This window comes from Acinetobacter sp. GD03645 (assembly GCF_029845285.1).
Classification (GTDB): domain Bacteria; phylum Pseudomonadota; class Gammaproteobacteria; order Pseudomonadales; family Moraxellaceae; genus Acinetobacter; species Acinetobacter corruptisaponis.
This window is the reverse complement of sequence record NZ_JAOCLL010000017.1, coordinates 1-22857: the sequence shown is the minus strand read 5'-3', so window position 1 is coordinate 22857 and position 22857 is coordinate 1. Positions and strand designations below refer to the sequence as shown.

18 protein-coding genes are annotated in these 22857 nt (G+C 47.1%); 10 read left to right on the top strand and 8 right to left on the bottom strand.

What is annotated here, in order from left to right; translation table 11 throughout:
* Nucleotides 1–113: 113 nt before the first annotated feature.
* Together N5J47_RS13595 and N5J47_RS13590 are read right to left on the bottom strand one after the other, a co-directional pair.
* Nucleotides 114–887, bottom strand: coding sequence for a helix-turn-helix transcriptional regulator (locus N5J47_RS13595; protein ID WP_279960354.1), 774 nt, complete (start codon nt 885–887; stop codon nt 114–116).
* Between the two features lie 12 nt (nt 888–899).
* The gene (locus N5J47_RS13590; protein ID WP_279960353.1) at nt 900–2120 is read right to left on the bottom strand and encodes an MFS transporter; all 1221 of its coding nucleotides are present in this window, start codon (nt 2118–2120) and stop codon (nt 900–902) included.
* A 148-nt stretch (nt 2121–2268) separates the two neighbouring features.
* On the opposite strand from N5J47_RS13590, the gene N5J47_RS13585 reads away from it, so the two are divergent.
* Both N5J47_RS13585 and N5J47_RS13580 read left to right on the top strand, forming a co-directional pair.
* The gene (locus N5J47_RS13585; RefSeq protein ID WP_279960352.1) at nt 2269–2913 is read left to right on the top strand and encodes a TetR/AcrR family transcriptional regulator; all 645 of its coding nucleotides are present in this window, start codon (nt 2269–2271) and stop codon (nt 2911–2913) included.
* A 105-nt stretch (nt 2914–3018) separates the two neighbouring features.
* Nucleotides 3019–3939, top strand: a complete 921-nt coding sequence (locus N5J47_RS13580) for a DMT family transporter (protein WP_279960351.1) — start codon at nt 3019–3021, stop codon at nt 3937–3939.
* Nucleotides 3940–4347: 408 nt separating this feature from the next.
* Here the strand turns inward: N5J47_RS13580 and N5J47_RS13575 are convergent, their stop codons facing one another.
* The 3 genes from N5J47_RS13575 to N5J47_RS13565 are packed head-to-tail and all read right to left on the bottom strand — an operon-like array spanning nt 4348 to nt 7261.
* Nucleotides 4348–4917, bottom strand: coding sequence for a Sua5/YciO/YrdC/YwlC family protein (locus tag N5J47_RS13575; RefSeq protein WP_279960350.1), 570 nt, complete (start codon nt 4915–4917; stop codon nt 4348–4350).
* Between the two features lie 36 nt (nt 4918–4953).
* Nucleotides 4954–6093 (bottom strand): DNA-processing protein DprA, encoded by a 1140-nt coding sequence (dprA, locus tag N5J47_RS13570; RefSeq protein WP_279960349.1) that lies wholly within the window; start codon nt 6091–6093, stop codon nt 4954–4956.
* 13 nt (nt 6094–6106) lie between these two features.
* Nucleotides 6107–7261 (bottom strand): LysM peptidoglycan-binding domain-containing protein, encoded by a 1155-nt coding sequence (locus tag N5J47_RS13565; protein ID WP_279960348.1) that lies wholly within the window; start codon nt 7259–7261, stop codon nt 6107–6109.
* Nucleotides 7262–7381: 120 nt separating this feature from the next.
* Between N5J47_RS13565 and def the strand changes: the two genes are divergently transcribed.
* The 3 genes from def to N5J47_RS13550 all read left to right on the top strand — a co-directional run bounded on the left by def (nt 7382) and on the right by N5J47_RS13550 (nt 10529).
* Nucleotides 7382–7912 carry a peptide deformylase gene (gene def / locus N5J47_RS13560; RefSeq protein ID WP_267981776.1) on the top strand — a complete coding sequence of 177 codons (531 nt, stop codon included), beginning with the start codon at nt 7382–7384 and terminating at the stop codon, nt 7910–7912.
* 20 nt (nt 7913–7932) lie between these two features.
* Complete coding sequence (locus N5J47_RS13555) at nt 7933–8367, top strand: DUF2946 family protein (RefSeq protein ID WP_279960347.1); 435 nt, start codon at nt 7933–7935, stop codon at nt 8365–8367.
* Nucleotides 8368–8441: 74 nt separating this feature from the next.
* Nucleotides 8442–10529: a TonB-dependent copper receptor gene (locus N5J47_RS13550; protein WP_279960346.1), complete on the top strand. Its 2088-nt coding sequence runs from the start codon at nt 8442–8444 to the stop codon at nt 10527–10529.
* Nucleotides 10530–10576: 47 nt separating this feature from the next.
* Here N5J47_RS13550 and N5J47_RS13545 read toward each other — a convergent pair whose 3' ends face one another.
* Both N5J47_RS13545 and N5J47_RS13540 read right to left on the bottom strand, forming a co-directional pair.
* Entirely contained in the window at nt 10577–11338 is a 762-nt protein-coding gene (locus tag N5J47_RS13545) for a hypothetical protein (protein ID WP_279960345.1), read from the bottom strand.
* Between the two features lie 622 nt (nt 11339–11960).
* The gene (locus N5J47_RS13540) at nt 11961–15455 is read right to left on the bottom strand and encodes a PAS domain-containing hybrid sensor histidine kinase/response regulator (protein WP_279960401.1); all 3495 of its coding nucleotides are present in this window, start codon (nt 15453–15455) and stop codon (nt 11961–11963) included.
* A 185-nt stretch (nt 15456–15640) separates the two neighbouring features.
* Here N5J47_RS13540 and N5J47_RS13535 point away from each other — a divergent pair, with 185 nt between their 5' ends.
* Complete coding sequence (locus tag N5J47_RS13535; RefSeq protein WP_267981773.1) at nt 15641–15973, top strand: DUF485 domain-containing protein; 333 nt, start codon at nt 15641–15643, stop codon at nt 15971–15973.
* Between the two features lies 1 nt (nt 15974).
* A complete protein-coding gene (locus tag N5J47_RS13530; protein ID WP_267981899.1) occupies nt 15975–17690 on the top strand; it encodes a cation acetate symporter in 1716 nt (571 codons plus the stop codon).
* Nucleotides 17691–17738: 48 nt separating this feature from the next.
* Here N5J47_RS13530 and N5J47_RS13525 read toward each other — a convergent pair whose 3' ends face one another.
* Entirely contained in the window at nt 17739–18947 is a 1209-nt protein-coding gene (locus N5J47_RS13525; protein ID WP_279960344.1) for an oxygenase MpaB family protein, read from the bottom strand.
* A gap of 85 nt (nt 18948–19032) precedes the next feature.
* Between N5J47_RS13525 and N5J47_RS13520 the strand changes: the two genes are divergently transcribed.
* The 3 genes from N5J47_RS13520 to betT all read left to right on the top strand — a co-directional run bounded on the left by N5J47_RS13520 (nt 19033) and on the right by betT (nt 22503).
* Nucleotides 19033–19629: a TetR/AcrR family transcriptional regulator gene (locus N5J47_RS13520; protein ID WP_267981771.1), complete on the top strand. Its 597-nt coding sequence runs from the start codon at nt 19033–19035 to the stop codon at nt 19627–19629.
* Between the two features lie 45 nt (nt 19630–19674).
* A complete protein-coding gene (locus tag N5J47_RS13515) occupies nt 19675–20370 on the top strand; it encodes an ion channel (protein WP_279960343.1) in 696 nt (231 codons plus the stop codon).
* Between the two features lie 153 nt (nt 20371–20523).
* On the top strand, nt 20524–22503 hold the full coding sequence (gene betT / locus N5J47_RS13510; RefSeq protein WP_279960342.1) for a choline BCCT transporter BetT: 1980 nt from the start codon (nt 20524–20526) through the stop codon (nt 22501–22503).
* The last annotated feature ends 354 nt before the right edge of the window (nt 22504–22857 follow it).

Below are 22857 nucleotides of genomic sequence, written 5' to 3'. Positions count from 1 at the left end.
GATTATCCTAATTTGTTGTTGTGCAAGACCTGTTTGTTTTAACTGCTATTCAGCCAGAGTGCAATGCTGTTGAGATGAATCCATACAAATAATCCATGAAAACAGGGCGTTCTTTAAATGGAGGCGTTTTTAAGCTGGATGGGAGTCTGGCCTGTATAGCGTTTAAAGAACTCAATAAAGCTGGAACTGTGGTGGTAGCCTAAGGCAAATGCCAGTTGCTTGATGGTCATGCCCTGACGAATCTGGTTAATGGCAAAGATGATCTTGGCCCGATTGCGCCATTCAGATAGCGAAAGCTGCAACTCCTGCTGGCTTAGGCGCAAGACATGACGCTCACTCACGGCAAAGTCCTGTAGCACCTGCTGGAGGCTGGCATTAAATAAATCGGGATTGGAGAGTTTTTCCAGAATTGGCGACAAAACTGGATGGGTGCTTTGTGGTAAATAATGTGAATAAGCAGGCGCTTGCCTCAATTGGTCAAACAATACCTGTAGCAAGTGTTCAAGGTATTCAGGTCGTGTATCCTGTTTCTGCTGTTCCAGAATCTGTACCACCAAGCCACGGAAAAAGGGTTCAATACTAAAGCAACGGCACGCATCACCTAAATATTGTCCGAATTTTGGATGCAAACGAATACAGATGTAGTGGATTTCATGTTCAACGGGAAGCGACTGATGTTCAGTACGCGGTGGCAACCATAGTCCATAACTGGGTGGGGAAAGATAGTATTGCCCCTCAATGTCAAATTCCAGCGTACCATTTAAACTAAAATTGAAATCGCCCCAGAGTGAGGAATGTGGGCTGACAATATCATCCTTTTGGTACAGAAATTCATGCACTTCTATACCATTCAGAAAGGGAAATTGCTCAGCATCATCATGCTTCATCTGGGTGCCTTTTTAGTTTTCACAGGTGACTTTAGGGTTGTTCAGGCCTTTTGCCAGGGTAAAGATACTCATCAAGGCCAAGACAACAAAACTGATTACCCCATAAATTAAGATATTTTCATTGAAATGATCAACCACATATCCGCCCAGTAACGAGCCTGTCGCAATCATCACCTGAAACATCCCCACAAACAGCGGCATGCCTTTCTCAACGGCATGTGGTGCATGCACAAACATCCAGATGTTGGCGGCTGTTGGGAAAGCCCCGAATGCAAAGCCCCATAGGGCGGTGAGTACAATCGCACCAAATTCATGTACTGCAAATACAGGGAAGCCAAAGAACACAATCGCAAAACAGATGCTGACAAAGGCCAGGGTATAGCGCACATTGAGGTTGCCACTATAGCCTGCAAAGGCATTGCCAAAAATACCTGCAATCCCATAAAGCAACAGCAGCGAGCTAATGGTAGTGCCATTGAATCCCGCAATATTTTTAAAGAATGGTGCCAGATAACTATAGGCACAGAAATGCGCCAGGCCGATCAGCAGCACGATCAGCATGCCACTGCGTGCCTTGGGTGTGCGTAATAATGCAGGCAGGTCTCGAAAGTGGATGGCTGAATCAGGTTTTAATTCAGGCAGAAAGATAAATTGCAGCACCAGCACAATTAGTCCAATACCCGCAGTGATACCAAAGGCACTGCGCCAGCCGTAGAACTCACTGAGCCAGGTGCCAATCGGAACACCCAGAACCGTTGCAAAGGTGACACCTGCCATCACCACAGCAGTGGCTTTGGCGATGGGTAAATGAGAGGGTGCAAGCTTGCCACTGAGGGCAATCGCGGTGGCCCAGAATCCACCAATTGAAATGCCCAGCACCAGACGGCTGAGTAACAATACATGAAAACTATCGGCAAAGGCGGTGATGGTATTGGCAATCACCATAATCGCCGTGAGCAGGATCAGCACATAGCGGCGATCAAGCTGTTTGACTGAAATGGGAAGTAGCGGCGCGGCAATTGCAGCCATCACCCCAGGCAGGGTGATGATCAGGCCTGCTGTACCCACAGAAATGTTCAGGTCTGTTGCCACACTATTCAGTACACCAACGGGCAGGAATTCACTGGTGACCAGTGCAAAGGCACCAATAGCCACTGCCAGTATGGCAAACCAGCTACCCTGTGTCTGGGTGGAATCTATGGGTCGAATTTCGGAAGTGGGAGAATGTTCCATAATAATTTCCTGATTTGCCCATCATCTGGCAAAAGGGCTAAAGAATAGGTTAAGATTTTATAACGATCGCTATAAAATAAAATAGTTGATAAAAATTGCTGCGTCAATTAATTTAATAATGATCGTTATGAAAATAATTGTGACCCTTATGACAAATGCATCTGAGTCTTTAGCCGTCCCTTGTGATGACACGCAGAAAAAGAAGCGTGGCCGTCCCAAGTGCTTTAATGAGCAGCAGGCACTGGAAAAGGCCATGTTGTTGTTTTGGGAACATGGCTATGAAGCCACTTCAATGAGCGATCTCACCCAGACGCTTGGGTTGACCGCACCGAGCCTGTACAGCAGCTTTGGGGATAAGGCAGGGCTGTTCCATAAATGTATTGATTATTATCTGGCCCATGAAGCCTGTCCCATCGAAACCATCTTTGCAGAGGCCAAAACGGCGAAAGTTGCCTTTGAGCTTTATCTGTATGACAACGTCAAGCGTTTGGCCCAGCCCAATAAACCTGCGGGTTGTATGCTGGTTGTGGCAACCATGAACTGTTCCGACAATGCACAGGAGGTACAGCAAAACATTCTGGAAAAGCGCCTGAAAACCAAACAAAAACTATTGCAACGACTTCAGCAGGGCGTTGCTGATGGCGACTTGCCAACCACAGCGCCTATACAAGAAATAGCGGATTTCTATGCCACTGTGGTGCAGGGCCTCACCCTACAGGCACGGGATGGAGCAACAGCAGGGCAACTGCATAAGGTGGTGGAACATGCTATGCGTGTCTGGGAACTGTTTTAAAACAGGCATGTCTTAACCGCGATATAAATGTCTGAAATTCGATATTTCAATTATTTTGGACATCTTTCACAATAGGGACATTGCTGAGATATTGTGAGAATGATGATGGGTCAGTTAACAAAATATCAGAAATGGGCATTTGTATTGCCACTGATCGCGGTATTGATTTGGTCACTGAACATTGCGGTGACCCGCTACGTTGCAGACTATATTTCCCCAGTGAGCATTAGCTTTTACCGCTGGTTGATCGCCTTTATTATTCTAACGCCGTTTATGTTGCCAAAGGTGTGGCAGCAGCGTGGGCTGATTCGTCAGTCGTTGGGTAAGCTGGCAATTTTCAGTGCCTTTGGCATGGTGCTGTATCAGGGTCTTGCCTATACCGCAGCGCATTACACCACGGCCACCAACATGGGAATCGTGAATGCCTTTGTGCCGATTTTCACCATCTTTATTGCCTACTTTATTTTAAAGGATAAGCCAAATCTGTTTGCCATCCTGGGCAGCGTATTGTCCTTTGCTGGCCTGATTTACATTATCAGCCAGGGACACTTGTCGAGCCTGCTGCAACAGGGTGGACACTGGGGTGATGCCCTGATGGTGGTTGCGGTGACATTCTATGCCTTTTATGGGGTGTTCCTGAAAAAGTGGCAACTACAGGTTCCACTGATGACCAGCCTCTATGTCCAGATAGCCTTTGCACTACTTTACCATCTGCCGTTTGTGCTCTGGTTTGGTCTGGACAGTATCAATGCCAGTAATGTCAGTAGTGTACTGTATGCAGGTATCTTTCCATCGTTGATCGCACCATTGTTGTGGATGTTGGCAGTACAGGCGATTGGCCCAAACCGTACCAGTATTTTTATGAACCTGATGCCTGTGTTTACCGCGATTATTGCCAGCCTCTGGTTGTCTGAACAATGGACGATTTACCATAGCATTGGTGGTGTGATGATTCTGGTGGGTATTGTGATGGCACAGAAGAAAACCGTAAAAGCACCAGCCAGAATGGTTGAATCAGCCAATTAAGGTCAAATAAGCGGTGTGTTTGTTGAAAATAAAAACAAACACACCAAAAAATTTATCTAATGATCATTCTTTCTATATGATTTACAAATATATTTTAAAGTGTGACTAAATTTGTCATCTCAAAAAAGCTGAATAAAAATAGAAATATAATTTTATTAAAATAATGAAAGTGACAAAAATGGTACGCTTTTCACATTTTTTGTTAGATAAATAATATATTTGTATAAGTTGAACAATTGTTCCATAATACCGCCCACAGCAAGCTGATTCGTTATGAGAATGAAGAAGTTGCTTACCGAATTTGTGAACCCTCTGGATGTGATTATCCACATCCTTTTTATGCTCAGTTATCCCTATATAACTGAGCTTTTTTTTGTCTGCTCTTCACCGAATTACATGATTAATGTACTAAGCACGAATCACTTCGCCTGTGAGTGCATTTAAGATTCGGCTCGGTTGCTGGCTCAGTCCCAGATCACCCTTTAAATAATGCAGCGATGAGGCAAAGTAATCCTGTGCCTGTTGCAGGCTATGCGCAGGTGTTAAACCCGCAGGATTGGCACTGGTTGAAACAATAAAGCCACCAAAGATGTTGCACAGCCCAACACACAGGGGATGGGTGGTCACACGTACCGCGACGAGGGGATGCTGTCCCTTAATCCAGTCTGGAATGTGCTGATCGGCAGGGAGCAGCCAGGTGGTGGCACGCTCTGTCGGCAAACGGTCGGACCAGCTTGCAATGACTTGCTGGCGAATGTCGGCTGTTAAGCTTTGTAGCAAGTGTTCAACCTGATCAAGATGCCCAGCCAGTAAAATCACCCCTTTTTCCACTGGACGATGCTTCAGTTCCAGAATGTGCTGAAACGCCTGTTCATTGAATGGATCACAGCCCAATCCCCAGACCGCTTCAGTGGGATAGGCAAGCACTTCACCCTGTTTTAATAGTTGTGCCGCTTCGGAAATGGAGGATGTGATCATGCGAAAACTGAGACTAAGGGAATGGATGTTGCTAGTTTAATGCATTGGGCGGCAACGTAAATAGCGTCCACCTTGCTGAATACATAAACCAAGCAATTCCAGTTCCATTAACTGGGCGGTGAGATCAGCAATTGATGCTGAATAGCGCTGGGCAAGTTGGTCGAGGTCTTGTCCAACCCAGTCCAGTATCTGATAGAGTTCGATCAGGTGCGTAGGCAGGCTGGGTGGTGGAGGTGCTGTTTCTTTGGGTTCTTCAACACGTTGTTGCTGGGCTTGCCATTGCGTTGGTAAAGCCAGGTCTTCAATGATCTGTTCAGGATGGTCAACCAGGGTTGCACCCTCCCGAATCAGTTGATGGCAACCTTGATGATGCTCGCTGTAAATATGTCCAGGAATGGCGAAGACCATTTTGCCCTGATTTGCCGCTGCATTTGCCGTGGTGATGGAACCGCTTTTTAATGCCGCCTCCACCACCAACACGCCAAGGCTCAACCCACTGACAATACGGTTACGCCGTGGAAAAAACGCGGCTAAAGGCAGGGTGGCAGGCAAGAACTCAGTCACAATTGCGCCTGATTGACGAATTTCTTCAGCTAATTGTTTATGCTGGGCAGGATAAATGGTATCCAGCCCTGTGCCCATCACCGCAATGGTTCGCTGATGCGCCAGTCCACCACGATGTGCTGCCTCATCAATGCCATGTGCCAGACCACTGCTGATATAAAAGCCTTTTTCACTTAAATAATAGCCAAAGTCATAGGCCATTTGCCGTCCATGGGGGCTAGGCTTGCGGCTACCGACTACAGCGATTTGAGGTTGCAGCAGTGCTGATGCCTGTCCCTGCCCAAATAAAATTGGTGGGTGGTCTGAATAGGGCAATAGTTGGGTGGGATAGCCGATATCGTCAGGCGTTAAGATGAAGTCACTGTGTTTTTGAATGAGTTGAACGATCTGTGCAAACTGCTGCTGTCCCTGTGCAGTCTGGAATTCCTGCAAACGTTTTAAATGACTGGCATGTAGGCCAAGTTGCTGCCATTCTGCAAAGCGGTTGGGTTGAGTTGCCTGTTCACAACTGCCAAAGTGATGAAGAATTTTTGGAAAACTGGAGAGGGAATGTTGAACCAAATACCACACCAACACAGTGGCGTAGTGCTGAGGTGATAATTGATCCAACATGGGTCTTTAGGACTTAGTCGTCAAGACGAGGTGGCTTGATGTTTGAACCAATCTTGATTGGTAGCTCACTTTCCAGCACATAGGCATAGCTGATACGGTCAAAGCTCTTAAAGATCATGACGCTGCCTACATATTGTCCAGGAAGTTTAACGGTTTCCTTGGTTTTAGGGTCACGAACAGTTTCACCATCCTGATAGGTACTGAAAACCTGTCCGATTTCAATACCATCAGCCGTACCACGGTCTACGGTCACCACACCGTTTTTCGCAGCAGTTCCAATTGAACCCATGACACGAATGATCTTGCCGCCGTCTTTGACCTGACCTGCATCGGTTGGATAGAACAGGGTAGGCAGCATGGCATCCTGTTCAGCCATGACGCGGTCGCCACGACGGACTTCACCATTGTAGCTGTCGGTCAGTTCAACCGTGGTGATGTCATTTTCGTTGCGAATGGCGACACCCGAAGCCACCTGGGTCAACTCAAGGCCAAGCACCTGTTTCTTGCCTTTCTCATCCAGCACCACATATGGTTCACCCTCACGGAACACACCATAGCGTTGGCCATTTTCAAGACCCTGACCACGGACATAAACGCTCTGGCCCTTGCCTGCAAGAACACGGTTGTCTGCTGTACCCAGAATATACGGTGTGTTGGCAATCGCATCGGCTGGAAGTACCGAGGTGCGTTCCAGCCATTGCTGGATATGGGCCAATGGAATGACAGGAACGCTGTTGTTCAACGCCTCAATGCGCACCTGTGGGCGCAAGGTGGATGCGTTGTTGCCTGTATAGCGGCGGATAATGCCATCACAGCCATCACCCTCATCCTTACCAATTAAAGGTTTACCGTTCAGGCTACAGAGTAGCAGTTTGTCACCTGGATAAATCCAGTGTGGGTTTTTAACGTGCTTGTTGCTTGCCCAGATTTCAGGCCAGCGCCACGGCTTGCTTAAAAACTTGCCTGAAATGTCCCAAAGCGTATCGCCTTTTTTCACCACATAGACATGCGGTGCGCCTGCTTTCACGGACGGTGGGCTGACATTCGGGCTTGCTGCATGGGTCAGGTTGATGCTCATGCCCAATCCAGCACAAATTGCAGCGGCAATCAGTTGTTTTTTTAACCCCAAGGCATGAAATGATTGTATGCCGTTTAAAACCTTTTTCATTATCATAATTCCTAAAAATTATCTGTGTAGTTGCGCTATAATAACGACTTTACACACAATTTTTTGATCAAGCATTCCTTTCAGTTGGTTTTTTGATCAATGGCATAAGTGAGGAACAGTATGGCCTTATTACCTATTTTAAGTTTTCCTGATCCCCGTCTTCGTACCATTGCCAAGCCAGTCGAAGAAGTCACTGATGAGATTCGTCAGCTTGCAGCGGATATGTTCGAAACCATGTACGAGGCACCAGGTATAGGCTTGGCGGCGACTCAGGTTGACCAACATATCCAGCTTATTGTCATGGACCTCTCTGAAGAGAAAAACCAACCGTTGGTGTTCATTAACCCAAAAGTCACTCCACTGACTGTAGATACACAGCCTTATGAAGAAGGCTGTCTCTCCGTGCCTCAAATATACGATAAAGTTGAGCGTCCGTCACGCGTAAAAATCGAGGCAATTAACCTTGAAGGTCAAGCGTTTGAGCTGGAAGCTGACGGACTTCTCGCTGTTTGTATCCAACATGAAATGGATCACTTAAATGGCAAGCTTTTTGTTGACTATTTATCGCCATTAAAGCGACAGCGTGCACGTGAAAAAGTGGAAAAGGTGGTGCGCCAGCGCGAAAAAGAGAAAGTTGCGGTCAAACGTTAGGCTGTAACGATCATTTGAACATGCCATCCCTGTTTCGTTGTGGAATGTTGCTTGCATTTACCGCGGTCTGTTTACAGATTGCGGTTTTCCTGCAACCCCTGCTGCCGAAGCAATACCAGATCGCACCTGTCTGTGAGACCATCACCCAGGCATTGTTGCTGCCTAAAAGCCAGATGGTCGAAAGTCCAGCGCATCATGGTCATCACCATACACATCAGCTTGTACAGGCCGATGGCTCGGCACCACAGCATGACCACCACGATCCAAACCATCAATGCCAGTACTGTACCGTCTATGCCAATCTGGTATTGCCGCCTGAATTTGGTGTGAAAGAGGTGCTGGTCCGTATCCAAATCCGTTTAGTTGCTTATCAACAAGCCTTTAAGCATGTTTATTTTGCACTGCAACGGTTGTTCCTCTTGCCCCAAGGGCGAGCTCCGCCACTCTTTGCATAAATTAAAACTTTATTTTCGTTAGGGTTTTTTATAACTCTGACCCTGTTCTATCTATGTTTTAAGAGAGACCGATGATGGCTCAACCTAAATTTTTATTACAACCGCTGACGGTTGCGATCCTGGCTGCTTCAAATACGATAATGGTGTGGGCAGAACCTGTTCAGCATGGGCAGGCGCATGTTTCACTTGCACCCATCGTGGTTACTGCACAACAGCCCAATCAAGGCAATGGCTTGGTAATTCAGGCTGATCCCAAGCAACCGATCCAGCCGATTCCCGCAACGGATGGGGCGGATTATCTACAAAGTATCATGGGTTTCAATGCCATTAAAAATGGTGGAACCAATGGGGATGTCACCTTTCGGGGCATGTTTGGTTCACGCATTAAAATTCTCACCGATGGCACAGAAAACCTGGGTGCATGTCCAGCGCGTATGGATGCACCCACTTCTTATATTCAGCCTGAAAGCTTTGACAAAATTACAGTGATTAAAGGACCTCAGACCGTTCAATATGCCAATACAGGTTCGGCTGCAACCGTTGTTTTTGAGCGCGAGCCTGAAAAGTTAACCCAGGAAAAGCCCTATCGTGGACAAGCGAGTGTCGTTGTTGGGTCTTATGGGCGTTTGGATCACAATGTGGAAGCTGCTATTGGTGATGAAAGCAAATATGCCCGTTTAAATGCCAACCGTTCTGTGGCGGATGATTATCAGGATGGGGATGGTCAGTCGGTTCACTCAAACTGGAAACGCTGGAATGCTGACCTTGCACTGGGCTGGAAACCAACCGACGACTCATGGCTGGAACTCCGTGCTGGCAAGGGTGATGGTGAGGCTGCCTATGCAGGCCGCAGCATGGATGGTTCACAGTTCAAACGTGAAAGTCTGGGGCTACATGCCGAACAGAAAAACCTGACTGATGTGATTAAGAAAGTCGAAGCACAGGTTGACTATAGTTATAACGACCACATCATGGATAATTTCCGTTTGCGCGCCGCACCCATGACGACAATGAATATGCATGGTATGCAGATGACCGTACCCAATAAAATGGAGATGGAGGTTGCCCGCCGTACCTTAAACTCACGTCTGGCGGTAACCACGGACTGGGACAGGTTCAGTGTGGTGTCTGGCGTGGATAGCCAGCGCAACACACATGGTGGCAACATGATCATGTATGCAATGCCAAGTATGAACTCGCCATTTGCCAATGACCTCAAGTTCCAGTCTTATGGTGCTTTTAGTGAATGGACGTACAACATTGATCCTGATCAAAAATGGGTTGCGGGTGCGCGTGTGGATCAGGTCAAGATTGACAGTTTAAAAAATGGCAAGAGTCGCAGTGATAGCAACCCAAGTGGTTTTATCCGTATCGAAAAAACCTTGCCTGAACATGGTTTCAAAACTTACGCAGGGCTGGGTTATGTGGAGCGTAGCCCAGATTTCTGGGAACTGTATAGCACCTCAACAGATCGTGGTGTTGGCTCAACCGACATGATGGGAATGACCACCTATCGCATGCTCGATAATCTGGACAACCTGAACAATGAACGTACTGCGCAGTTGGATGTTGGTTTTCAGGCAGAGCATGGTGCATGGAATACTTGGGCTTCGGCTTACGCAGGTTTAATCAAGGACTTTATTTTGCTGCAATACAATGGGGCAAATGAGCGCTATCCTTTGGCACGTAATGTGGATGCAACGATTGCAGGGGCCGAGGCTGGCATTGGCTATCAATTTAGCGATCATGTTCAGGCTGACGTGTCAGGTATGTATGCATGGGGTAAAAATACCTCTGATGACCGTCCACTTCCCCAGATTGCGCCTTTGGAGGCACGTGTAAATCTGCGCTATGTCGAGGAGAAATATAGTCTAGGTTTATTGTGGCGTGCGGTTGCCAAACAGGATCGCATTAGCCTGAATGAGGGCAATGTGGTCGGTTATGACATGAATGAAAGCAAGGCATTCAACACCTTGGCCCTGAATGGGACTTATAAGCTGACGGATGCTGTTGATGTTTCGGTTGGTGTGGATAATGTGCTGAATCAAACCTACACCGAACATTTAAACAAGGCGGGTGCCTCCATGTTTGGTTATGCGGCCAGTGAGCAGTTCAACAATATTGGACGCAACTACTGGATGCGGATGAGCATGAAGTTCTAAATCATCTTGAGAAACAAGGTGGAGATATCCACCTTGTTTTATTCACCTTAAGCCAAACAATCCTGTTTTGGCATTAAGCTGTCGCAGTACAAAGGGTTGAGTGCGCATTGCAGATCATCAATCTGTTCCTGGGTGACATAGCCCTTGGCCTTGAGATATTCAGCCACGCGGTCATCACGTAAACTCAGGAACGCCGCATCATATACACCCAGGTCAACGAATAGGGCGGCTGTTTCCAGACTGTTGAAGTGGTCTAGAAACACCTCATTTTCATGCATCAGAAAAATATGCGGCAGTGTTGCACTTGAGTCCACCTTTAAACGCTGGGCTAACTGCTCAGGACGGGTTTTAATGAACAGCAGGTCGGAAAGCTCATCAAACTGGGTTTTATCCAGTTGGCTGCCGCCCGTTTTTACATGACCCAGCCAAGCCTTGAACACCAGTACCGCACCGCCACGTAACAGCATGCTCCACATTTGATGGCGTGTTTCATGGTCCAGATGTGCTGACTCAGTTTCAAGGATGTTCAGGAAATTTTCTTCCTGCTGCGCCAGTTTTTCGAACAACCCCAAACCCTGCGGATGGTAGGCGGCGGGTGCGAACACATCAAAGTTCAGTTCATGGAAAACATTCAACGCAAGTGGAACAGCAGCTTGGTAAATCGTATTCAGTGCGCGTAAATGGGTATCGTTAAGTTTGCTTTGCGCAAAGACGTTTTGCCAGTCTAGTTCTGGTAATAAGGCGTTGGCACTGTATTGGCGGTAAAATTGTTGTGAGGTATGCTCAGAGGTGGAGTGGCTACTATTCATGATCAATGTCCTTTGTGATAGTTTTGCTAGAAACCTAAACGCATGAAAAACGGCTTCTATCAAGTTGATCAATTTTTGCGTGTTTGTGGATGCAAGTAGAATACGACTAAAGTTGTAGGTGGGTTTTTTATGGTAAAAATAATAAGTAAAAACAATGAATTGTATAATTGTAAGTAAGTGTACAAACGTTCACTAATGTAAGTGAACGTTTTTGCCATAGTCAAAAATCATTTGAGCACTTTGGTCAATTTATTATTCAGAAAATCCTGTGGTTTTGATGGTTTTTGCCTATCAGGAAAAATATTTTGCTATTTAGCCTGAGTTTGGTAAGAAATGTGATACTCGGAAACGTCATCCGCAATTGTTTGAGACAGGACGCCATTAATTAAGGTACTGTTTCTGCGATTTATTCATTAGCTGATGGTAGTCAACGAGTTTTGCGGTGAGCAGCGATGTAGCTGCGCAAGATGGTTGCCCTTGCGGAGCTTCGCTCCTCATGCCGAAACAAAAGTAGGTCCAGCCGACGGCTTATCCTGAAATTGGATGAGAACTCGGCAAGATTCCACAAAGATATTTATCATTTTCAAAAGTTATAAGAATATTTAAGTTGAGTTCAGATTGTCTAGCCCATTGGCATGATTTTTAAGCCTGATAACCATGCGCGCAATCCAGCAGGTTTCAGGGGTTTTCTCAGCAAAACAATATTCTGTTGCTTTAGGCACTGGGGAAGTTCTGGATCGGAATCCGCAGTAATCAGGGCAACAGGAATATGGGCTGGACGATATTTTTCAATGAAATCCAGTCCGCGCTGCTCATTGTTGAGATGCTGGTCAATCAGCCAGACCTGAATGTCTTCCTGTTCAATCAGCCTGAGCGCCTCCGCAGGTTCAGTCGCGGTAAAAATCTGGTAGCCCCACTTGCTCAACAAGGTACGCATGCCTTGCAGAATGGTTTCATCATTGTCCAGACACAGCACTTTATAAGCAGTGTGTTGCAGCGCGGTCAACTGTGGGGTAGGGGCTTGTTGCTGTGGCGCTTCAGCCAATGGCACTTCAATGATAAAGCAGGAACCTTTGCCCAGTTCTGAATAGACATGAACTGGGAAATCCAGCAGGCTGGTCATACGCTGCACGATTGCAAGTCCTAATCCCAGACCTTGCTCACCCCAGGGCGAGGTATGACCGCAACGCTCAAATTCCTGAAACAGTTTCACGCGTTGCTGTTCATTAATCCCAGGGCCTGTATCCCAAACCCCGATCCGAATATGCTTTGGACGTTGTGCCGAACGCAGCACACCCACCACCACACGACCCTGTGCAGTATAGCGCAGGGCATTGCTGACAAAGTTTTGGATAATGCGGCGCATCCATTGCGGGTCGGTATCTACCCAGAACCTGGTGTCGTGAACAGACAACTGGATATTGCGCTGTGCGGCAATCGACTTAAACTGTAGTTCGAGATCATTTAACAGGTCATGCAGTGAATAGGCCTGACGTTTTGGCTGAATGGTTCCACCCTCCAGACGTGCGATGTCCAGTAGGGCAGACAGCATGCTTTCCGCGCCATACAGGGCACGGTCCAGTTGCTGCAAGGTTTGTATGTCCTCAGTTTTTTCGACGCTCTGCTCCAGTGCAGTGCTGAACAGGCGTGCGGCATGCATGGGCTGTAGCAGGTCGTGGCTTGCTGCGGCAAGGAAACGGCTTTTCGACTGGTTGGCCTTGTCGGCCTGTTCCAGTGCCAATTTCTGTTCGGTCAGGGCATTGGCAAGCTGCTGGGTACGGTCATTGACCCGTTCTTCCAGCACCGCCTCATTTTCACGGAACGCGGTAATATCGGCAAAGGTGGTGACAAAGCCGCCGCCTTCAATTGGGTTGCCGCGCATCTGGATCACCAGACCATCCTTGCGAATCCGTTCAAATTCATGCGCACTGCCGACTTTCATCCAGTGAATCCGTTTATTTACATGCTCTTCAACCGAACCTGGTCCACATTCACCCTGTTCGGCGTTATAACGGATTAAATCAGCAATCGGGCATCCCACATAAACCAGATCTTTGGGATAATCAAACAGTTTCAGGTACTGATTGTTCCACGCCACCAGACACATATTTTTATCCACCACACTGACCCCCTGAGTCATATGGTCAATCATGGTCATCAACAGGTTTTGGTTAAAGCGCTGCCACTGGGAGGCCTGGTCCAGAATATTCGCCACCTGTCCTAAAGCCAGGCCGTTATTGATCATGGCAGTCGTGAGTAAGGTACGGGCAGAGGCCGCGCCAATAATTCCCGCCAGATACTGTTCGGTAAAACGCCACCACATGCCATTTGCCACATGGTTTTCATTGAGGATGACATGGTTCTGCTCACAGAACTGCTGGAATGCCTGTGTGGTTGGGCGGTCCCCCGTAATCCGTTTTGCCAGTGCCAGCAGGTCACCCACTTTCAGACGAGCCGCATTCTGGTGCAGGTCAGTTAGGTCGGTATTGGACTGGGCGGATGGCAGGGGCTTGCTTTCATAGTAAAAAAAGCTTTCAGCCTGAATCTGTTCAGCAACACTGGGACGATACAGGCGTGAGACCCAGATATATGAAACCACATTCAATCCCAAAGACCATAGCACCCCGTGGGTCAGGGGTGCAAAGGACTCAAAGCCGAGTAGGGCTTCTGGACGCAAGCCATTGATGTCAAAAGGGCCAAACATCAACAAATGCTGGGCAAAAGCCTGATAATGCTCAGGCAGGCTGCGCAACACTGTTGGGAAAAGCAAGGTGTAGCTCCACATGGCAAAACCGATCAACAGGCCTGCATAAACCCCCTGACGGCTTGCGCCACGCCAGTAAAGACCACCAATCAAGGCTGGCGAGAACTGTGCAACGGCACTAAATGCCAGTAGGCCAAAAACCGAGAGCTGGTTAATGTCATTGAAGAAATGGAAGAATAAAAACCCCAATGACATCACGCTGACAATACTGAAGCGCCGTGTCAGTTTCAGCACTCTGGGAAGTTGCTGGTCTTGTCGGGAAATAATCTTAAAGCGCCACAACGCAGGCATGATCAGGTCATTGCTGAGCATGATCGAGAGGGCAACAGATGCCACCAGCAGCATACCTGTGGAGGCGGAGAAACCGCCCAGAAATGCCAGCAGGGTCAACCAGTCCTGTTGATAGCTGAGCGGCAGGGCCAATACCGCAACATCAGGTGTACCCAGTGACTCAGGCAGCGAGTGTAGCGCCCAGCTGGCAATTGGAATAATCGCAATGATGGTCAGGATTAAGTAGGCTGCAAACCAGCGCCGTGCGCCACGAATATGCTTTTCATCCCGTAACTCGACCACCGCCACATGGAACTGGCGTGGCAGGCAAATCATTGCCAGTGCGGCGAGCAGGGTTTGAATCCAGAATGTTTCAGGTACACCAAGCTGCTGGAGGTCATGAAAATGCTGGCTGACATCACTGCTGACCTGCCTGATGTTTTCAGGCGACTGCAATAAAAAGAAACCCGCGACGCAGAGCAGAGCAAACAGCTTGACAAAAGATTCAAACGCCACCGCCAGCATCAGGCCACCATGCTGTTCGGTATGGGCAATATGACGTGTACCAAAGATCATTGCCAAGATCGCAAGTACGCCTGTCAGCACCAGCACACTGTTGGTGGTGGTATGGATATGGGCATTTTGCTCAAGAATCACTGATGCACTCAGCGCAATGGCACGGAGTTGCAGGGCAAGGTAGGGCACAATGGCAATCACGGCAAGGATGGTGACCAGCGCAGCCAGACTGCCACTTTTTCCGTAGCGGGCCGCGACAAAGTCGGCAATCGAGGAAATGGCGTGGTGCTGGCGAATACGGCCCAGCCGTCTCCAGATGTCATAACCGAACCAGATAAACAACAGCGGACCCAGATAGATCGGCAGGAAAATCACCCCCTCACGGACGGCTGCGCCTGTGGCACCGTAGAAAGTCCATGATGAGCAGTACACACCCAGGGTCAGGCTGAACAGCAACATGCGGCCGCGCGGGCTAAGGCGGCTGGCGTGTTTCTCTCCGAAAAACGCGCAGCCGAATAGCACCACAATATACAGGGCAAGTACCCCAATAATCAGCCAACTGTTCATATTGCTCACGTGATCAAGTCCCATTTTTTATCATACCGCGAAGCGCGGAACGTGCGTTAAAACAAGATTACATTTAGAGACCAAAGTCTAAGTTACGAGTCAAGTGGAATCTTGCTAATTTGAATAATGAAAAATCCCATTCGAAAAAGGGGTCCACGGTTGGACACAAAAATAAGGAGTTGGTTATGGATGATTCACAGGTAGATCGAATTCTACATAATCCAAAGTTTCAAGAGATGGTCAGCAAAAAACGCACACTGAGTTGGACATTAACAGCAATCATGCTGTTTATCTACGTTGGTTTTATGCTTTTGGTTGGCTATAACAAAGAATTTTTGGCAAGTTCATTTAGCGGCGGTATCACCACGTGGGGGATGCCCCTCGGTTTAGGCATTATTGTGCTGTCATTTGTGTTGTGTGGTGTGTATTCCTACATTGCCAACAACAAGCTTGACCAACTGAATGAAGAGGCCCTCAAGGAAGTTGAGGCGATTGCACATGAAAAAGGAATGCACTGAGATGAATGGAACATCAATCAAGGCGGCAGTGTTTGCGTTTGCAAGCCTATGTTGCTCAAGTCTCGCATTTGCCAGTCCAGATTTGGGTGCGGCAGAACAGCAGGCCACCAACTGGCATGCAATCATCATGTTTACGATCTTTGTTGGCTTCACCTTGTTTATTACCAAGTGGGCGGCAAAGCAGACCACCAGTACTGCGGATTTCTATACGGCAGGCGGTGGGATCAGTGGTTTCCAGAATGGTCTGGCGATTGCGGGTGACTATATGTCAGCGGCATCGTTCCTCGGTATTTCCGCAATGGTGTTTAGCTCAGGTTTTGATGGTCTGCTCTATTCACTGGGTTTCATGGTGGGCTGGCCAATCGTATTGTTCCTTGTGGCTGAACGTCTACGCAACCTTGGAAAATTCAACCTGTCTGATGTAGTGTCGTTCCGTCTTGAAGAAAAGCCAGTTCGTACCCTGGCGGCATTCAGTTCACTGGTTGTGGTGGCATTCTATCTCATCGCACAGATGGTGGGTGCGGGTCAGTTGATCAAGCTGCTTTTCGGCCTGAACTACAATATTGCTGTGGTGATCGTGGGTCTGTTGATGATGGCCTATGTGATCTTCGGTGGCATGCTGGCAACCACATGGGTACAGATCATCAAGGCGGTGATGCTGCTCAGTGGTGCGACATTCATGGCATTCATGGTGATGAAAGCGGTTGGCTTTAGTTTCACCAATATGTTTAATCAGGCGATTGGTGTATATAGTCAGGCACACAGCATGAGCTGGGATGAAGCCGCAAAAATCATGGGGCCAGGCAAGCTTGCCGCAAACCCGATTGATGCACTGTCACTTGGTCTTGCCTTGATGTTTGGTACAGCAGGCTTGCCACATATCCTGATGCGTTTCTTCACCGTGAAAGATGCAAAGGAAGCACGTAAATCAGTTGTGGTTGCAACAGGCTTCATTGGTTACTTCTATCTTTTAACATTCATTATCGGTTTCGGTGCAATCCTGTTTGTTTCAAACAACCCTCAATTCCTTGATCTTGCCAAAGCGGCAGTGACAGGTAAATTAGAGTTGGTGGGTGGTAACAACATGGCTGCGGTGCATTTAAGTGATGCTGTCGGTGGTGACCTGTTCATGGGCTTCATTTCAGCGGTGGCATTTGCAACTATCCTTGCGGTGGTGGCTGGTTTGACCCTGTCAGGTGCGTCAGCAATTTCGCATGACCTTTATGCCAACGTATTCAAGAAAGGCCAAACCACCCCTCAGTCTGAATTGCGTATGTCAAAAATCGCAACTTTAGGCTTGGCGATCTTTGCCATGATCTTGGGTATCCTGTTCGAAAAACAAAACGTGGCGTTCATGGTTGGTTTGGCATTCTCAGTGGCGTGCTGTGCAAACTTCCCTGTGCTGGTATTGTCTATGTTCTGGAAAGGCTTGACGACACGTGGTGCCGTGATTGGTGGTGTGGTTGGCTTGGTGGGTGCGGTGAGCCTGATCATTCTGTCCAAGGCGGTGTGGGTGGATACACTGGCGATTTCTGAAACTGCGCCAAACCCATTCAATGGTCCAGCATTATTCGCAATGCCACTTTCATTCTTCTGTTGCTGGTTGTTCTCAGTCACTGACAAGTCAGCACGTGCAGAGAAAGAACGTAAGGCGTTTGATGCACAGTTTGTTCGCTCAATGACAGGAATCGGTGCTTCTGGCGCATCAGATCACTAATTACCCCTGATCAAAAAAGCCCTCATCGATTGAGGGCTTTTTTATGGTTTATTGATGCATGCTTGCCAGTTGCTGTGATTGATTGCGATACAATGACAGACCAATTTTCTGTAAATGCCGTCCATTCTGTTCAAGGAAATGATTTAATTTTGGAATATGTTTGGCACCTGTATACAGCGCTAAATTCCGACCAATCAGATAATAGGCAAACCATGAGGCCGATTGCGGTGCCAGGCCCAGCTTTTGCATTTTTTTACGTCCAATAAAGAACTGGGTAATTTCCAGATGCTGCTTGTAGGCCAGTTTTTGCTGGAAAGAGCGCAGATAGCGATATTTTCGTTCAAATGGTTCTTTTGATAGACTGGAACCCAGTGAAACACTGGTGGCATCAGCTTGGGGGTGCGCAAACTGCATCCAGTAAATCATTTTCCAGCCCTCAGCTTCTTTATCCACCAGCCATTTTTCTTCAATGCCCATCAACCAGCCTGCGTATTTCCAGAAATGTAGAAAGTTGTCAACTTCCTGCTTGCTTGGGAAAATCCCCAAAGCCCGAATACCCAGCAATACCACACCGCTAAAGGCAATATTGGTCATGGCCTGATCATATTGGTTGATGGGCAGCCCCCAGGTTTCAGCATCCCATTTTTCTGATTTTTGCAGTTGATGGCGTACCAGTGAATGAATAAAGCGCACAAAAATCGTTGAGGTAAAGCCCTTGCTAAAACGTTCAAAACCATCTTGTTCGGTGATGTCAACCCACCATTTGGTGGTTTCGGCCAAACGGGTGCCTGCCTCTTTCTTTAATGCGCCTGTCAACACCAATGGTTGGTTAAAGCCTGGATACAGATAACCTGTCATGAGGGAGACATCTCTCAGGATGAGGCCGTTGTTCACACCCAGCCGATAGGTAAATTTCAGTGCCTCATCAATCTTGCCTTGATCGTACCAAACGGGTTTTTGCTCAATGAGCTGAAAAAAATTGCTGAGTTCAGGAATCTCATGAGGCAGCTTGTCCAAACCCTCATGTAGTGCCGTTTCAAAATACTTGCGGTGCTGTTTTGGATTTTGCAGCACCCAGCGCAACACCTGATCCATCGGCTCATCACCACTTTGCAGGGCGGTATTCAATGCCAGATAGTCCCCATAACTCGGCTGAACATTCTGACGAGTCATATAGCTTAATATTTTGGATTTCACATTCGACTGAATCATGTCTTCAAATGCAGCCAGACGTTTAGGTTTAACGATGCTTTGCATTGCATAAAGCCCCTGATTGTTATTTAATCAAAGCTTAATATGAATAAATATTCGTATTCAATTCGCATTTTCCTTGAGGCTGAGCATGAGAAAAAGACCACAGCAGCAACGTGCCAAAATGATTGTGGAAAGCATTTTGCAGGGTACACAAAAATGCATTTCTGAGTATGGCGTGTTGCATGTCACCACACCGAAAATCTCTGAAAAATCAGGAGTAAGTGTTGGTTCGATTTACCAGTATTTTGAAAACAAGGAACAGATTGTGGCGGAACTGCTGCTACGTAAAAGTGAGGATCTGGGGCAGGCATTGAAACAGTTGGTGATGCTGCAACAGCAAACCAGTATTCAGGACGTCATCACATTAAGCATTGCCTTTGGCTTTGAATCGTTGAAGTCTGATCAGGGTTTTTTTATTGAAATCTTAAAGAACTGGCATGCCTACAGTGACTCGGATGCGGCACAGGTGCTGGAAAGACATTTTCTGGAAATTGGGATGTACCTGTTTGGGCGTTACTATCCACACTGGGACTTTGAAACACTCAAGCATAAGTCATTCGTGATCATTAACAGCACCCTGTTTACCATGATGCGTTACGTCAGCAAAAATAATTTCCTGATTCAGGAGCAGCGCCTGCAACAAGAACTGTCCAAAATGATTGTTTCCTTTCTGGATGCAGTATGATGCTATAAACATAATGAAAACCATAACAATACTTGGGAAAACCACATGCAAACCTTGAGGGAATTTTGGAAAACGTTTCGTTTACTCCCATCCGCATGGCTGTTACTGGTACAACTGGCCCTGTTGATTTTATATATGCTCACATCGGGTGACAGTGAATACCGTGCCTTGACCTGGTCATTGGGTGTATTGGCGCTACTGATTATTGCCAAGGTAATTCGCCAGACCCCTGTATTTACCTTTTGGGGACTGGTTTTTGTCAGTGGCGCTTTCCTGTTTTCCATCCTGATTTTTATTGGCTACGGTAGCCCAGCCATTCAGGTCACGGCCTATAGCTTTGAGGCGCTTGCCTATTTTTATGCCGCCTATGGACTGCTGCGTTATATGTTTGCCGACCGTTACCTCACCAAGGATGAGCTATTTGCTGCGGGAGCGGTCTTTACCCTAATCGCCTGGGGCTTTGCCTTTTTATATGCTATTTGCCAGCTTGTCCTGCCTTATAGCTTTCAAAATCCCAATCAGGTACAGCCATTGCAAAGCTGGCTGGATTTGCTGTTTCTCAGTTTCAGCCTGCAATCCGCCACGGGATTGTCTGATCTTATGCCACTTAGCCCAGCCGCACGGGTACTGGCGATGCTGCAAATGTTTGGTGGGGTGATGTACCTTGCGGTGGTGGTGTCACGCCTGATCGCACTGCAATATATTGCCCATTTACCCAAGCAGTCCAGCCATAGGGAATAGCCCTGTTACAGCATTACAACTGCGTTATTTTTCACGTTTCCTATAATAAATGTCGAGTTTTGCATGTACTGAACTCGCTTTTATTCACCTTGTGAATGTCTTGTTTGACCCTCTAGGGTCTGTCCATGATCATTAAAATAACGTGGGGTAACCATGCCTTCCAAACCAACTTCGCAGTTTGCGAATGTCAATCCAAACGTGTTTTTAAGCACGGTGATTATCATTGCGATTTTTTTGGCAATTGTCATTATCGCACCCAGTTCGTTTGAATTTCTCACTCAGCAGCTAAAGCAGTGGATCACCGATTCCTTCAGCTGGTTTTATGTCCTGTCCGTTGCGGTGTTCCTGATCTTGCTGATTTATATTGCCTGTTCGGCCAGTGGAAAAATCAAGCTGGGACCCGATCACAGCCAGCCTGAATACAGCAATGCTTCCTGGTTCGCCATGCTGTTTACCGCAGGCATGGGCATTGGCCTAATGTTCTTTGGGGTCGCTGAACCCGTGATGCACTATGTCAGCCCACCCAGTGGCGACCCTGAAACCGTTGCATCGGCCCAGCAGGCCTTGCGCATCACCTTTTTCCACTGGGGTCTGCATGCATGGGCGATTTACGCGATTGTTGGACTGTCCCTGGCCTATTTTGCCTATCGCCATAATCTGCCCTTAAAAACCCGTTCGGCCCTGTATCCGATTATCGGTAAGAAAATTTATGGGCCTTTGGGTGATAGCATTGATATTTTTGCCACCATCGGTACGGTTTTTGGTGTCGCAACCTCTTTAGGTTTTGGGGTGACCCAGATCAACTCAGGTTTGCACTACCTGTTTGGCATCGAACAGAGCAGCAATGTTCAGGTTATCCTGATTATTTTTGTCAGTGCCTTGGCTTCCTTATCTGTATTCCTTGGGCTGGATAAAGGGGTAAAGCGTCTCTCTGAACTAAACCTGATTTTGGCACTGCTACTTTTAGCCTTTGTCTTTATTGCTGGCCCAAGTATCTATTTACTCCAGACCACCATTCAAAACATGGGTTCGTATATATCCAACCTGTTTGGCATGACATTTAACCTGTATGCCTACCAACCGAATGGCTGGATTGGTGGCTGGACAATTATGTATTGGGCATGGTGGATTTCATGGTCGCCATTTGTGGGGATGTTTATTGCCCGTGTATCACGAGGGCGAACCATTCGTGAATTTATCATTGGTGTGCTGTTAATCCCAACGGGTTTTACCATTATCTGGATGGGCTTTCTGGGCAATGCTGCACTGTTCAGTATTCTGCAAGAACACAATACTACCCTGATTCAGGCGGTACAAAACGATTCATCGGTGGCCTTGTTTGAATTTCTAAACCATTTGCCTTTTTCAACTGTGATGAGCCTGCTTGCAACCGTATTGGTGATGCTATTCTTTGTGACATCGGCAGATTCAGGCGCATTGGTCACTGACTACCTGACCGCAAAAACCGAAAACTCACCTACATGGCAAAGACTGTTCTGGACGGTGCTGATGGCGGTGTTGGCGATTATCTTGTTGCTGGTCGGTGGTCTATCAGCCTTGCAATCCTCCATTATCATGAGCGCCTTACCGTTTACTTTTGTGATGCTGCTGATGAGCTGGGGCCTGTTAAAAGCCCTGAAGCTTGATGTGACCAAGATGAACGCCATTCAGGAGGCACGGATTACCCCACGGGCGATTCATAATCCACGAAGTTGGCAGCAGCGTTTGGGCCTGATCATGCACTATCCGCATACCGAGGCTGAAGTGCGGCAGTATATCAATACACAGGTGCGTCAGGCATTTGAAAGTATTCAGCGTGAATTTAAACGCCGTCATTTAGAGGTTGATATTCGGGAGATTGAACAGGGCCTGCAACTGCATGTTGACCATCACCATGAAATTAACTTCACCTATAAAGTGGTTTCACATGAAACTGTGCCACCAAGCTTTATGCTAGGGCGGGCGGATGAGGATGCGGCCAGCTATTTTCAGGCGGAAGTGCTTTTACGGGAAGGCGGTCAAAACTATGATGTGATGGACTGGACCCAGGAGGACTTGATTCAGGACATTATTGACCAATATGAACGTCATCTTTATTTCCTGAATATTGTTAGAACGACAACCTCTTCATAGATGGCTGTCATTTAACCAGTTGGAACAACGGTTTTGATTGATTCAAAGCCGTTGTTTTCGTCTAAGCGTTTAAATTTAAATCGAAGAAATTACAGGAAACAGCTTTTATAAAAAGATAAATAACAGGGAAATGATAAATAAAAGACCTATTCCACAAGATTTTTAGCTGATAATTAAAGCAATATTAATAAAAATTCATTGAATAACAGTGTGTTGAATTAATGTTTAGATCAACTAAATTGCTTTTAAAGATAATGAATAAATTTTAAATTATATAAATCAGTAGATTAGGTGGCTTAAAGTTTAAAAAGAAGACAACCGATTGACTAAGATTTTAAAAACGCTTGCGTCTCT